Genomic DNA, 13,169 nt, shown 5'->3' with positions numbered 1-13,169 from the left:
AAACCAGTTTGACGCACGGGCGTGCCGGTCCCTACGGCAGGGGGCCGATCGGGGGTGGATACGCGGTGACCGGGGCGGTTGTCAGTGGCTGGCTCTAGGCTGGCCGGGTGTCCAGAATGCCGGGGAGTACACGGGCCGAGGGGGCTGATGGGGTGTCGGGAAGGCGTGATTCCGCTGTGGGCGAACACTCCCCGGTTCGCCCGGAGAGTGCCGCAAATGGCTCCCTGGAGAGACCGGGACAGCGGTCCGTGAGATGGCCAGGAGGCCCGCAGTGACATCGTCGAAGACCGGAACCGCTCCCAAAGCGTCCAAGGCACCCAAAGCATCCAAGGCACCCAAGGCGCCCAAGATCCCCAAGGGCGAGTCGCACCTCGCGCTGGTCCGCCGCGCCCGCCGCATCAACCGGGAGCTCGCCGAGGTCTATCCGTACGCCCACCCCGAGCTGGACTTCCGCAACCCCTTCGAGCTGCTCGTCGCCACGGTCCTCTCCGCCCAGACCACCGACCTGAGGGTCAACCAGACCACCCCCGCGCTCTTCGCCGCCTATCCGACGCCCGAGGACATGGCGGCGGCAAATCCGGAGGAGATGGAGGAGCTGATCCGGCCGACCGGCTTCTTCCGGGCCAAGACCAAGTCGCTCCTCGGCCTCTCCGCCGCGCTGCGGGACGACTTCGGCGGCGAGGTCCCCGGCCGCCTGGAGGACCTGGTCAAGCTCCCCGGCGTCGGCCGCAAGACCGCCAACGTGGTGCTGGGCAACGCCTTCGGGGTCCCCGGCATCACCGTGGACACGCACTTCGGCCGTCTGGTCCGGCGCTGGAAGTGGACGGACGAGGAGGACCCGGTGAAGGTCGAGGCGGTGATCGCCGACATCTTCCCGAAGAGCGAGTGGACGATGCTCTCGCACCGGGTGATCTTCCACGGCCGCCGCATCTGCCACGCCCGGAAACCGGCCTGCGGCGCCTGCCCCATCGCGCCGCTCTGTCCTTCGTACGGTGAAGGCGAGACCGACCCCGAGAAGGCCAGGAAGCTGCTGAAGTACGAGATGGGCGGCTATCCGGGCCAGCGGCTCAGCCCGCCTCCCGACTTCCCGGGCAAGCCCGCTCCCGCGCTCGGAGCCGTATGAGGGAGTGCGGCATCGAGCACCCTCCCGACGAACCACGGCGAACCCACGACGAACCACGGAATGGCTCGGAACGAAATGGCCGACGACAGGCGTTGTGAAACCAGGGCAACGAGGGGGGTGCCGGTGGCACACACGCACACGGATGCAGTCGCGGACGCGGGCGCAGTCGTAGACGCCGACGCGGATGCGAACACCCGCGCGGCGCTCGACCGCGCGGCGGTCGACGTGACCACCGCGGGCCTGCCCGCCTGGCTCGTCCCCGTGGCCCAGGCCGCCCGCAGCGTCCGCCCGCAGCAGCTCAGCCGCTTCCTACCGCCCGAGAGCGGGGCGGGCAGGCAGTCCGCCGTGCTGATCCTCTTCGGCGAAGGGGCGCGCGGCCCCGAGCTGCTGCTGATGGAGCGCGCCGGCACCCTGCGCTCGCACCCCGGCCAGCCGTCCTTCCCCGGTGGCTCCCTCGACCCCGACGACGGCGACCAGGCCACCACCGGGCCGCTGCGCGCCGCGCTGCGCGAGGCCGAGGAGGAGACCGGACTCGACCCCCGGGGTGTCCAGCTCTTCGGCGTGCTGCCCCGGCTCTACATCCCCGTCAGCAGCTTCGTCGTGACGCCCGTCCTCGGCTGGTGGCGTGCGCCCAGCCCGGTCGGGGTGGTCGATCCGGCCGAGACGGCCCGGGTCTTCACCGTTCCCGTGGCGGATCTCACGGACCCCGCCAACCGGGCCACGGCCGTCCATCCGAGCGGGCACAGCGGCCCGGCCTTCCTGGTCGAATCGGCCCTGGTCTGGGGATTCACGGCCGGAGTGATCGACCGGATCGTGCACTACGCGGGCTGGGAACGCCCGTGGGACCGGGCCAGACAGGTGCCGCTCGACTGGCGCGCATGACACGCTGGCTGTCCTGCTGCGCTGTACCGGGCCCGGCCCGGACCCCGTCACCCCCGACGGGCCAGGTGACGAAACTGCGAGGCTATTGACGGTGAACGTGCTGGACATCCTGCTGCTGCTCGCCGCCGTATGGTTCGCGGTCATCGGCTACCGACAGGGTTTCGTCGTCGGCATCCTGTCGGTGATCGGCTTCCTCGGGGGCGGTCTCGTCGCCGTCTATCTGCTGCCGATCATCTGGGACCGGGTGACCGAGGGGGCGGAGGTCTCCACCGCGACCGCCATCGGCGCGGTCGTCATCGTCATCGTCTGCGCCTCGATCGGCCAGGCCTTCACCACCCACCTGGGCAACAAGCTCCGCAGATACATCACCTGGTCGCCCGCCCGCGCGCTGGACGCCACCGGCGGCGCCCTGGTCAACGTGGTGGCCATGCTGCTGGTCGCCTGGCTGATCGCCCTGCCGCTGGCCCGCACCTCGCTGCCGACGCTCGGCAAGGAGGTCCGCAACTCCTCGGTTTTCCTCGGGATCTCCCGGGTGATGCCCCAACAGCCGCCGCCCTGGTTCCAGGACTTCTCCTCCGTCCTCGCGCAGAACGGCTTCCCGCAGGTCTTCAGCCCCTTCGCCAACGAGCCGATCACCGAGGTCAAGCCCCCGGACCCGGCCCTGGTGGGCAGCCCGGTCGCCGCCCGTGCCAAGAAGTCGATCGTCAAGGTCGTCGGTACGGCCCCGAGCTGCGGCAAGGTCCTCGAAGGCACGGGCTTCGTCTTCTCCGGCCGCCGGGTGATGACCAACGCCCACGTCGTGGGCGGCGTCAGCGAGCCGACCGTCCAGATCGGCGGCGAGGGCCGGCTCTACGACGCCAAGGTGGTCCTCTACGACTGGCAGCGCGACATCGCGGTCCTGGACGTCCCCGACCTCAGGGCCACGCCCCTGGAGTTCACCGGCCCGAACGACGACGCGCAGAGCGGCGACAGCGCGATCGTCGCCGGCTTCCCGGAGAACGGCGCCTACGACGTACGCTCCGCCCGCGTCCGCGCCCGTATCGACGCCAACGGCCCCGACATCTACCAGCGGGGCACAGTCCTGCGCGACGTCTACTCCCTCTACGCGACCGTGCGCCAGGGCAACTCCGGCGGCCCGCTGCTCACTCCGGACGGCAAGGTGTACGGAGTGGTGTTCGCCAAATCGCTCGACGACCCGGACACCGGATACGCGCTGACGGCCGACGAGATCCGCGAGGACATCGAGATCGGCCGCACGGCCAACCAGCAGGTCGACAGCCAGGGCTGCGCCCTCTGAGGCGGCCCAGGCCCTGAAAGCCCCCGCCCTGAAAGACCCCCGCCGGTCAGCACACGCGGATCGGCGGGGGGCGGGGTTGTCAGGAGATACCGGAGAGATCAGCTACGGGGGTGGCGCAGCCGCGCCGAGACCCAGCGGGCCCGACGGCGGAGGATGCGCGAGATCCCGAGGCGGTGATTCCCGAGCCGGTGATGATGAAGGTCCTGCACTTGGTGCACCCGGCCCAGGGGGCCGCCCCCCTCATGAGTGCTCGCACCGGCTGTCGCGGTGGAGCGGCGGTTGCGTGCTTCGTCAGTGAAGTCGTGCGTCCAGCCCATACCCCGACGTCTGCCCGTGACCCAAGGTCGGTAATCGTGCGCGAGTCAGCCAATTGGCTTATGCGGCAGGCAAGTGGCTGTTCGTCGCACGGCTGTGCCCCTGGCGGGTGCGCGGCTACCGGTCGGGCTCAGGATCCTTGAGCCAGTTGATGAGTTCGGTGGAGAAGGCGATCGGATCCTCCTCGTGGGGGAAGTGACCGACACCGTCGAAAAGTCGCCACCGGTAGGGCGCCTCGACGTACTCGCCGGACCCCGCCGAACTCCGGGTCCGGACCGCCGGATCGAGTGATCCGTGCAGGTGCAGGGTGGGCACACGCACGGGCCGCTTCATCCGCCGGTTGAACTGGACCCCGTCCGGACGCGCCATCGAGCGGACCATCCAGCGGTACGGCTCGATCGAGCAGTGCGCCGTCGAGGGGATGCTCATCGCCCGCCGGTAGACGGCCAGGGTCTCCTCGTCGGGGAACTCCGGCGTGCGGGGCCCGGCCCAGTCCTGGACCAGCCGGCCCACCAGGGCGGCGTCGTCCGCGACGAGCTGACGCTCCGGCAGCCAGGGGCGCTGGAAGCCCCAGATGTACGAGCCCGCGCGCGACTGCGCGAAATCGGACAGCATCGAGGAGCGCCAGCGGCGCGGGTGGGGCATGGACGAGACGGCGAGCCGGCGCACCAGCTTGGGCCGCATCACGGCGGCCGTCCAGGCGAGGTAGCCGCCCAGGTCGTGGCCGACCAGGGCCGCGTCCGGCTCGCCGAGGGAGCGGATCACCCCGGTGACGTCGAGAGCCAGGTTGGCGGGGTCGTAACCGCGCGGTGTCCGGTCGCTGCCGCCCACCCCGCGCAGGTCCATCGCGACGGCCCGGAAGCCCGCGTCGGCGAGTGCGGGCAGCTGGTGGCGCCAGGTCCACCAGAACTGCGGGAACCCGTGCAGCAGGAGGACCAGCGGCCCCTCGCCCATCTCGGCGATGTGGAACCGTGCCCCGTTGGCCGCCACGTCGCGGTGGGTCCAGGGGCCGTCGAGCCGTACGGGGCCTCCGGCGCCGGCCGGGCTCGCCGAGCCCGCCGGACCGGATGCGCTGGAATCGGGAACCGTCATGTGGACGAGCGTGCCACAGCGGAGGCCTTGTCCTTACCCGCCGGCAGGGCCTCCACCCCCGTACCGGCCGCGAGGCTGGAGCCGGAGCGCCGGAGGATCGCGTCGGCCTCGATGGCCGGGCGGGGGTGCGGCTTCGCCTTCTGCAGGACGGCGGCGGTCTGCTTGGCGGAGGCGATGGACTTCTCCGGCGGCTTGATCTTCTTGAACTTCCGCAGGCCGATGAACCCGATCAGGGCGGCCAGCAGGATGAAGGCGCCGGCCACGATCAGGAACGACCACGCCAGGCCGAGCCCCAGGTTGTGGATGCCGTACGCGGCCGCGAAGCTCAGCATCGGCATCGTGAAGAGGAGCAGCACCCCCGCCGCGATGAACGCCGCGCTGCCGATCGCCCCGCGCTTGACGTCCTGGCGCACCTCCGCCTTCGCCAGGGCGATCTCGTCGTGCACCAGCGCGGACATCTCGGCCGTCGCCGCGGCGACCAACTGCCCGATGCTGCGGTCCGCGCTGCCCACGTAGTTGCCGGGGTCGCTCATCCCTGACTCCCTCTCCGTCTTCGACACACCTGATGTCAGATCATGCCGGACTGTCCGGCTCGTTGCGCGTTGCCCCCGCCTGTTGGGCGCGACGGCGGTGTTCGGCCGCCTTCTCCTCGTAGATCGCGGCCATCCGCAGGTGGTACCCCGGATCGTCCTGTTCATAGACGTCAGGCACCCCGGAGCCGTCCTCGTCCAGCTCTTCGGCGTCGAGGAGGGCACGGTACTTGCGGACGCGTATCCGGAGCAGTACGCAGGCGAGAAGGGCCGCGGTCAGCGAACCGATGAGCACGGCGGCCTTGATCTCGTTGGTCATCTCGGTGTCGTCCGTGAACGCCAGCTCACCGATCAGGAGGGAGACGGTGAAGCCGATGCCCGCCAGGGACGCGAGAGCGAGTACGTCGGCCCAGGCCAGGTCCTTGTTCAGCTCGGCCTTGGTGAAGCGAGCCGCGAGGTAGGTGCCGCCGAAGATGCCGATGGTCTTACCCACGACGAGGCCCAGCACGACGCCGAGGGTCTCGGGCCGGGTGAAGACGCCTGCCAGCGCCTCGCCGTTCATGGAGACCCCTGCCGCGAACAGGGCGAACAGCGGTACGGCGACCCCGGCCGAGATCGGCCGGACCAGGTGCTCGATGTGCTCCCCGGGCGAGTGGGATTCGCCCTCCCGGCGGGTGCAGCGCAGCATCAGGCCCATCGCGACACCGGCGATGGTGGCGTGGACGCCGCTGTTGTACATCAGGGCCCAGATCGTCAGCGCCAGGGGCACGTACACGTACCAGCCGCGGACCTCGCAGCGCAGCAGCAGGTAGAAGACGACCAGGCCGGCGACTGCCCCGCCCAGAGCCAGGAAGTTCAGGTCCGACGTGAAGAAGACGGCGATGATCAGGATGGCGAAGAGGTCGTCGACGACGGCCAGGGTGAGGAGGAAGGCGCGCAGCGCCGACGGCAGCGAGGTGCCGATCACCGCGAGGACGGCGAGGGCGAAGGCGATGTCCGTGGCGGTGGGCACGGCCCAGCCGGCGAGTGAACCGCCGCCGATGACCACCGTAAGGGTGTAGACCAGGGCGGGTGCCGCCATGCCGCAGAGGGCCGCCACCACGGGCAGGGCGGCTGCCTTCGGGTCCCGCAGCTCGCCGGCCACCAGTTCCCGCTTCAGCTCGACGCCTGCCACGAAGAAGAAGATCGCGAGCATGCCGTCCGCGGCCCAGTGCGCAACGGAGAGGTCCAGTCCGAGGAAGCCGGGCCCGAAGTGGAAGTCACTGACCGCTTCGTACGCGCTGCCGAAGGTGTTGGCCCAGATGAGTGCCGCGACGGCGGCCACCAGGAGCAGGACACCGCCGACGGTCTCGGTGCGGAGCGCGTCGGCCAGATAGGTGCGCTCGGGGAGAGGGAGCCTGCCGAGCAGGGTGCGCCGGGGCGGCGTGGGCGGGGCAGGGGTGGGCGGTGCCACGAGGGGGAACCTCCGGTTGGGGAACGGCATGATGCCATGGCTGATGACCGTGCCGACCAGACTTCCCGGCGCCCCTGTGAGATTTTCTCGCCCCTACGGCGGTGTCGTGTCGCTACGACGTCGCAGGCGGCACGCCCTTCACTGTACGGGAGCTCCGATGGGCACCCGGCGCGGTGCCGGATGCCCATCGGAGCCGTACAAGAAGGTCTTTCTCAGTTTTTCAGGAAGCTTGCTCAGTCCTCGGAGGACGAGGACGGCAGCTGGGTGGTGATCAGGTCCATCACCGAGGAGTCGGTGAGCGTGGTGACGTCGCCCAGCTCGCGGTTCTCGGCGACGTCGCGGAGGAGGCGGCGCATGATCTTGCCGGAGCGCGTCTTGGGAAGCTCGGCGACCGGCAGGACCCGCTTCGGTTTCGCGATCGGGCCGAGCGTCGTGCCGACGTGGTTGCGCAGCTCCGCGACCAGTTCGTCGGAGGTGGTCGCCGTGCCCCGCAGGATCACGAACGCGACGATGGCCTGGCCGGTCGTCTCGTCGTTCGCCCCGACCACGGCCGCCTCGGCGACCGACGGGTGGGAGACGAGCGCCGACTCGACCTCGGTGGTCGAGATGTTGTGGCCTGACACGAGCATGACGTCGTCGACGCGGCCGAGCAGCCAGACGTCGCCGTCCTCGTCCTTCTTGGCACCGTCGCCCGCGAAGTACTTCCCCTCGAAGCGCGACCAGTAGGTGTCGAGGAACCGCTGGTCGTCGCCCCAGATGGTGCGGAGCATGGAGGGCCACGGCTCGGTGAGGACGAGGTAGCCGCCCCCGCCGTTGGGCACCTCGTTCGCCTCGTCGTCGACGACGGTGGCGGCGATGCCCGGCAGGGCGCGCTGGGCGGATCCCGGCTTGGTCTCGGTGACGCCCGGCAGCGGCGAGATCATCATCGCGCCGGTCTCGGTCTGCCACCAGGTGTCCACGATCGGGCACTTGTCGGCGCCGATGTTCTTCCGGTACCACATCCACGCCTCGGGGTTGATCGGCTCACCGACCGAACCGAGGACGCGGAGGCTGCTCAGGTCGAACTTGGCGGGGATGTCGTCACCCCACTTCATGAACGTGCGGATCGCGGTCGGCGCCGTGTAGAGGATCGTGACGCCGTACTTCTGCACGATCTCCCAGAACCGGCCCTGGTGCGGGGTGTCCGGGGTGCCCTCGTACATGACCTGGGTCGCGCCGTTGGCCAGCGGCCCGTAGACGATGTACGAGTGGCCGGTCACCCAGCCGACGTCGGCGGTGCACCAGTAGACGTCGGTTTCCGGCTTGAGGTCGAAGACCGCGTGGTGGGTGTAGGCCGCCTGGGTGAGGTAGCCGCCCGAGGTGTGCAGGATGCCCTTCGGCTTACCCGTGGTGCCCGAGGTGTAGAGGATGAAGAGCGGCTGCTCCGCCTCGAAGGCCTCGGGGGTGTGCTCGGCGGACTGCCGGGCGGTGATCTCGTGCCACCAGACGTCGCGGCCCTCGGTCCACGCGGTGTCCTGACCGGTGCGGCGGACCACGAGGACGTGCTCGACGCTCTCGATACGGGAGACGGCGTCGTCGACCGCGGGCTTGAGCGCGGAGGGCTTGCCGCGGCGGTAGCCGCCGTCGGCGGTGATGACGACCTTGGCGTCCGCGTCCTGGATACGGGTGGCGATGGCGTCGGCGGAGAAGCCGCCGAAGACCACCGAGTGCGTGGCGCCGATGCGGGCACAGGCCAGCATCGCGACGGCGGCCTCGGGGATCATCGGCAGGTAGACGGCGACCCGGTCACCCTTGCCGACGCCCAGCTCGGTCAGCGCGTTGGCGGCCCGGGAGACCTCTTCCTTCAGCTCCGCGTAGGTGATGGCGCGGCTGTCGCCGGGCTCGCCCTCGAAGTGGATGGCGACCCGGTCGCCGTTGCCCGCCTCGACATGCCGGTCCACGCAGTTGTACGCGACGTTCAGCTTGCCGTCCGCGAACCACTTCGCGAAGGGCGGGTTGCTCCAGTCGAGGGTCTCGGTCGGCTCGGTGGCCCACGTCAGGCGGCGGGCCTGCTCGGCCCAGAAGCCCAGCCGGTCCGCCTCGGCCTGCTCGTACGCCTCTGCGGTGACGTTGGCATTGGCGGCCAGAGCGGCAGGTGGAGCGAACTTCCGCTCTTCCCGAAGCAGGTTGGCCAGGCTCTCGTTGCTCACGACTTCTCCCAGTCCCAGGGTGTCCGTTGTGTCCCGGGGCATAGCTCATCAGGCGCGAGGCCAGGTGACAAGTGTCTGCCGGGAATTGGTTTAGACCTGTGTCTTCGTGTATGGAAGCATGATCCCGCTCCGCTGGTCAGGGCGGCTTTACGACGCGTGTTCACGACGTTTGGCGCAAAGTCGCTGAGCGGAATGGGGTCATCAGGTCTCACGGGTCCGGGGGCTGTCCGGTTCAGGGCCGCCGGGACCTGTGCCGTTGCCGGGCTCCTCGGTGGGTGGGTCGCGCCTGCGCTCCGCGTGTGTTCCGCCTGCGCTTCGCGCGTGTTCCGCCTGCGCTTCGCGTGTGTTCCGCGTGTGCCTCGCGTGTGCTTCTCCCGCACTTCGCCTGCGCGGCATTCAGGTCATTTCCTCGCCCGTTCCAGTGAATAGGCAGCTTTTCATTCGGTATGTCGCTCTCCTCCGCGCAGGGTCCCGTGCGAGTTTGGCCGCGCCGCGTCGGCACTCAACGCAAATGACCTGCAAGGAAGAGGGTGGGCGGATGATGGCCGCCACGAAGAGGATCGCCTCGGGCGTCATGACCGCGGCGCTGGTCGCCGTACTCGCGGGCTGTTCCGGTGCGGGCTCCGGAGGTTCCGAGCCCGGCGGGGCGGGTGCGGGCGCGGAGAAGGGGGCCCACGGTGCGAAGGAGAACGCTCCGAAGTCCGCCCCGAAGAACGCCGTCAAGCTCATCGGGGACGGCTCCACCGCCTTCACCGGCGCCCAGCCCAAGCTGCCGGCCGCCCAGCGCCTGGCGCCGGGTCAGAAGCCGCCGCAGTTCGTGGTGTTCTCCTGGGACGGTGCCGGGGAGGACAGCCAGAAGCTCTTCTCGCACTTCCGCGGCGTCGCCAAGAAGTACAACGCCACCATGACGTACTTCCTCAGCGGTGTGTATCTCCTGCCTGAGGAGAAACGATCCCTCTACGCTCCGCCGCAGCACTCGGCGGGCCGTTCCGACATCGGCTTCAACGACACCGAGGGCATCCGCGACACCCTCGCCGAGGTACGCGCCGCCTGGAAGGACGGCAACGAGATCGGCACCCACTTCAACGGCCACTTCTGCGGCCCGGACGGCGGTGTGGGCACCTGGTCCGTCGAGGAGTGGAAGAGCGAGATCAGCCAGGCGAAAGCTTTCGTCAAGAACTGGAAGACCAACGCTCCGGAGCTGAAGGGCGAGGCCCCGCTCCCCTTCGACTACGACCAGGAGCTGATCGGCGCCCGCACCCCCTGCCTCGAAGGGCAGAAGAACATGGTCGCCGCGGCCCGCGACATGGGCTTCCGCTACGACTCCAGCGGCGTCGGCAACCAGGTCTGGCCCAAGAAGAAGGACGGCGTCTGGGACATCCCGCTCCAGCTCGTCCCGATGCCCGGCCGCGCCTTCGAGACCCTCTCCATGGACTACAACTTCATGGTCAACCAGTCCGGTACGACCACCCAGGGCGACCCCTCCCAGCATGAGTTCTGGGGCAACCAGATGCGCGACGGCCTGCTCCAGGCCTTCGACCGCTCGTACGACGGCAACCGGGCGCCGCTGATCATCGGCAACCACTTCGAGTCCTGGAACGGCGGCACCTACATGCGCGCCATCGAGGAGACCATCGCGAAGGTGTGCACCAAGGAAGAGGTCCGCTGCGTCTCCTTCCGGCAGCTCGCGGACTGGCTGGACGCGCAGGACCCGCAGGCGTTGGCCAAGCTCGCCACGCTCGGCGTCGGTGAGGCGCCCAAGGAGGGGTGGAAGACCTACCTCGGCGCCCAGGCCGCGGCCGCCCCGAAGGCCGAGAAGGGCAAGGCGGCAGGCCCGGAGGCCGGCGAGCCCGCGGCCCGCGACGCCGGCTAGGACCTCACGGCCCCTTCCCGTCACCCCGGTCGAATGTGGCCGGGGTGACGGCGCGGTGCGGCGGGAGGGCGGCCCTGCGGGTGGTTCGGCAGGGGCCAGGGCGTGTCCGGCGGGTGCGGGCTCCGCGGGTCAGGCGGGTGCCGGGACGCCCGCTCCGGCCCGCCGCTCACCGAGCACGAAGGAGGGGTCGACCTGGGCGGCCAGATCGGCGCCCGTCTTCTCGTTGCCCCAGCTCTCCGCGTTCTTCAGGTGGAAGTGCACCATCTGCCGGGTGTAGCGCTCCCAGTCGCGCAGCCCGTACGAGTCCTCGGCGGCGTCCTGGAGGGCCTGCAGGGCCATCCGGTTGTCCGCCTCCAGCAGCTCGAACCGGGACGGCCGCCCCTTCTCCATGGAGCGCACCCAGTCGGAGTGGCCCACCCCGATCAGCAGGTCGTCGCCGACCTCTGCGCGCAGGAAGTCCAGGTCGTCCGGGCCCTGCACCTTGTTGCCGACGACCTTCAGCGCGACGCCGAAGTCCCGTGCGTACTCCTTGTACTGGCGGTACACCGACACCCCCTTGCGGGTCGGCTCCGCGACCAGGAACGTCATGTCGAAGCGCGTGAACATCCCCGAGGCGAACGAGTCCGACCCCGCCGTCATGTCCACCACGACGTACTCGTCCGGGCCGTCGACCAGGTGGTTGAGGCAGAGCTCGACGGCCCCGACCTTGGAGTGGTAGCAGGCCACCCCGAGGTCGGACTCCGTGAACGGGCCGGTGGCCATCAGCCGGATGTCCCCGTCGTCGAGCCGGACCGTACGCGCACAGGCGTCGAAGACCGGGTTGTCCTCGCTTACCCGCAGCAGCCGCGAGCCCTCGCCGGGCGGCGTCGTCTTGATCATCGTCTCGGCGGAGGCGATCCGGGGGTTGGTGCCGCGCAGGTAGTCCTTGATGAGGGGGAGGTGCGCTCCCATGGCGGGCAGCGCGGCCGCCTCCGCCTCATCGAGGCCGAGGGCGGCCCCCAGGTGCTGGTTGATGTCGGCGTCGACGGCGACGACGTGGGCTTCGTTGGCGGCGAGGTGGCGGATGAAGAGCGAGGACAGCGTGGTCTTACCGCTGCCGCCCTTCCCGACGAAAGCGATCTTCATGTTCACCTAGGGTAGTGGACTGATCGCGCTGCGCTGTCGATGTTCGTGAAGATGGCCACTTGAGGGCGGTCCGGGTGTAGGGGGCGCGTAGCCTCGCTACTTATGAGTACGACTGCCTCAGACCCGCTCGCCACGCTCGGTTCCCTGCCCGGAGTGCCCGATGCCGTGGACTCCGTACGCAAGGCCGTCGACCGGGTCTACGGCCACCGCGTCATGCGCCGCCGCAGCAACGAGGTCACGGCCGAGGCCGCGCTGCGGGGCTCCCGGGGGTCGGCGGCGCTCGCCGGTGCCGACTGGAACCTGGAGGAGGTGCGCCGGCGTACCGACTTCAGCGGTGAGGACGAGGCGCGCACGGTCGGAGCCGCGCTGCGGCTCACCGCGGAGGCCGGGCAACTGCTCTCCATCTGGCGGCAGTCGCCGCTGCGGGTGCTGGCCCGGCTGCACCTGGTCGCGGCCGGCGGGGCCGCGCCCGACGACGCGGTCGGCCGCCCGCGGCTGGCCGGGGAGTCCGTCGACGAGCCGCTGATCGAGGCGCCGCTACCCGGCGCCGATGAGGTGGCCGGACGGCTCGAAGGCCTCTCGCAGTTGATCATCGCGGGCACCGCGGCCCCTGCCCTGGTGACGGCCGCGGTGGTCCATGGCGAACTGCTGGCGCTGCGCCCCTTCGGCTCGCACAACGGCCTGGTGGCGCGGACCGCCGAGCGCATCGTGCTGATCGGCAGCGGACTGGACCCCAAGTCCATCTGCCCGGCCGAGGTGGGCCACGCGGAACAGGGGCGGGCGGCGTACGTCGCGGCGTTCGAGGGCTACACGACGGGGACCCCGGAAGGCGTGGCCGCGTGGATCGCGCACTGCGGGCGCTCCGTGGAGCTGGGTGTACGCGAGTCGACGGCGGTCTGCGAGGCCCTCCAGCGCGGCGCGGCGTAGGCGGCGTCGGGAGACGGGCGGGCGGGGCCGGTGCTTCCTGCCGACAGGAGAAGCCCGGGAAAGGGTTGCGGCGGTACCGGAATGCGGTACCGCCGCTGGCACGTCCGCCCAGTTACCAAGCGTCCTCGTAAATTGCCCATCAGGTCAGGTACTTTGCCCGTCACCTGGTGCGGCTGGCCCGTAATCGACGGGTCGACGTCGCGTGGGTGCTCGGCTTTCGTGCTTCGGTCCGTGGGGCCGTCACAGCGTTACAGGTCATCCTCACGGATGTCCTTGGTCTCGCGGGCCGTTGAATCCTTTGTACTCCAGGACCCGGGGAAGGGAAAGCCCTGGCCGCACTTCTTTACTTTTAGGTTCAATCAA

General features: G+C 70.1%; 11 protein-coding genes. 5 read left to right on the top strand and 6 right to left on the bottom strand.

All coding sequences use genetic code 11. From position 1 onward, the window contains the following. Nucleotides 1-271 precede the first annotated feature (271 nt). From nth to IF17_RS0112145, 3 genes are all read left to right on the top strand, one after another. On the top strand, nt 272-1,123 hold the full coding sequence (nth, locus tag IF17_RS0112155; protein ID WP_373036940.1) for an endonuclease III: 852 nt from the start codon (nt 272-274) through the stop codon (nt 1,121-1,123). A gap of 123 nt (nt 1,124-1,246) precedes the next feature. After that, on the top strand, nt 1,247-2,005 hold the full coding sequence (locus IF17_RS0112150) for an NUDIX hydrolase (RefSeq protein WP_425315163.1): 759 nt from the start codon (nt 1,247-1,249) through the stop codon (nt 2,003-2,005). A gap of 91 nt (nt 2,006-2,096) precedes the next feature. After that, nucleotides 2,097-3,302: a MarP family serine protease gene (locus tag IF17_RS0112145; protein ID WP_030565034.1), complete on the top strand. Its 1,206-nt coding sequence runs from the start codon at nt 2,097-2,099 to the stop codon at nt 3,300-3,302. A 98-nt stretch (nt 3,303-3,400) separates the two neighbouring features. Here IF17_RS0112145 and IF17_RS1000000139715 read toward each other — a convergent pair whose 3' ends face one another. The 5 genes from IF17_RS1000000139715 to acs form a co-directional block, all read right to left on the bottom strand. Beyond that, nucleotides 3,401-3,619: a hypothetical protein gene (locus tag IF17_RS1000000139715; RefSeq protein WP_078533214.1), complete on the bottom strand. Its 219-nt coding sequence runs from the start codon at nt 3,617-3,619 to the stop codon at nt 3,401-3,403. Between the two features lie 115 nt (nt 3,620-3,734). Continuing rightward, nucleotides 3,735-4,709, bottom strand: coding sequence for an alpha/beta fold hydrolase (locus tag IF17_RS0112140; protein ID WP_018514210.1), 975 nt, complete (start codon nt 4,707-4,709; stop codon nt 3,735-3,737). Continuing rightward, the gene (locus IF17_RS0112135; protein WP_018514211.1) at nt 4,706-5,242 is read right to left on the bottom strand and encodes a phage holin family protein; all 537 of its coding nucleotides are present in this window, start codon (nt 5,240-5,242) and stop codon (nt 4,706-4,708) included. The genes IF17_RS0112140 and IF17_RS0112135 overlap by 4 nt, the downstream gene beginning before the upstream one ends. A gap of 40 nt (nt 5,243-5,282) precedes the next feature. Further along, complete coding sequence (nhaA, locus tag IF17_RS0112130; RefSeq protein ID WP_051883966.1) at nt 5,283-6,722, bottom strand: Na+/H+ antiporter NhaA; 1,440 nt, start codon at nt 6,720-6,722, stop codon at nt 5,283-5,285. Between the two features lie 203 nt (nt 6,723-6,925). Then, entirely contained in the window at nt 6,926-8,923 is a 1,998-nt protein-coding gene (gene acs, locus IF17_RS0112125) for an acetate--CoA ligase (protein ID WP_030565030.1), read from the bottom strand. A gap of 496 nt (nt 8,924-9,419) precedes the next feature. Between acs and IF17_RS0112120 the strand changes: the two genes are divergently transcribed. Further along, nucleotides 9,420-10,754 carry a polysaccharide deacetylase family protein gene (locus IF17_RS0112120; RefSeq protein WP_030565028.1) on the top strand — a complete coding sequence of 445 codons (1,335 nt, stop codon included), beginning with the start codon at nt 9,420-9,422 and terminating at the stop codon, nt 10,752-10,754. Nucleotides 10,755-10,883: 129 nt separating this feature from the next. On the opposite strand, the gene IF17_RS0112115 is transcribed toward IF17_RS0112120, so the two are convergent. Next, nucleotides 10,884-11,879, bottom strand: a complete 996-nt coding sequence (locus tag IF17_RS0112115; protein WP_030565026.1) for an ATP-binding protein — start codon at nt 11,877-11,879, stop codon at nt 10,884-10,886. Nucleotides 11,880-11,981: 102 nt separating this feature from the next. Here IF17_RS0112115 and IF17_RS0112110 point away from each other — a divergent pair, with 102 nt between their 5' ends. Continuing rightward, nucleotides 11,982-12,806: a Fic family protein gene (locus IF17_RS0112110; protein ID WP_030565024.1), complete on the top strand. Its 825-nt coding sequence runs from the start codon at nt 11,982-11,984 to the stop codon at nt 12,804-12,806. Nucleotides 12,807-13,169: the final 363 nt, after the last annotated feature.

This window comes from Streptomyces cyaneofuscatus (assembly GCF_000718135.1).
GTDB lineage: Bacteria > Actinomycetota > Actinomycetes > Streptomycetales > Streptomycetaceae > Streptomyces > Streptomyces cyaneofuscatus.
The sequence above is the reverse complement of the archived record's forward strand: the minus strand, read 5'-3'. Positions and strand labels throughout refer to the sequence as shown.

Excerpts from the sequence above, each read along its gene's own strand:
- IF17_RS1000000139715 (WP_078533214.1), bottom strand. The coding sequence starts at position 3,619 with ATGGGCTGGACGCACGACTTCACTGACGAAGCACGCAACCGCCGCTCC.
- IF17_RS0112140 (WP_018514210.1), bottom strand. The coding sequence starts at position 4,709 with ATGACGGTTCCCGATTCCAGCGCATCCGGTCCGGCGGGCTCGGCGAGC.
- IF17_RS0112135 (WP_018514211.1), bottom strand. The coding sequence starts at position 5,242 with ATGAGCGACCCCGGCAACTACGTGGGCAGCGCGGACCGCAGCATCGGG.
- nhaA (WP_051883966.1), bottom strand. The coding sequence starts at position 6,722 with ATGCCGTTCCCCAACCGGAGGTTCCCCCTCGTGGCACCGCCCACCCCT.
- acs (WP_030565030.1), bottom strand. The coding sequence starts at position 8,923 with ATGCCCCGGGACACAACGGACACCCTGGGACTGGGAGAAGTCGTGAGC.
- IF17_RS0112120 (WP_030565028.1), top strand. The coding sequence starts at position 9,420 with ATGATGGCCGCCACGAAGAGGATCGCCTCGGGCGTCATGACCGCGGCG.
- IF17_RS0112115 (WP_030565026.1), bottom strand. The coding sequence starts at position 11,879 with ATGAAGATCGCTTTCGTCGGGAAGGGCGGCAGCGGTAAGACCACGCTG.
- IF17_RS0112110 (WP_030565024.1), top strand. The coding sequence starts at position 11,982 with ATGAGTACGACTGCCTCAGACCCGCTCGCCACGCTCGGTTCCCTGCCC.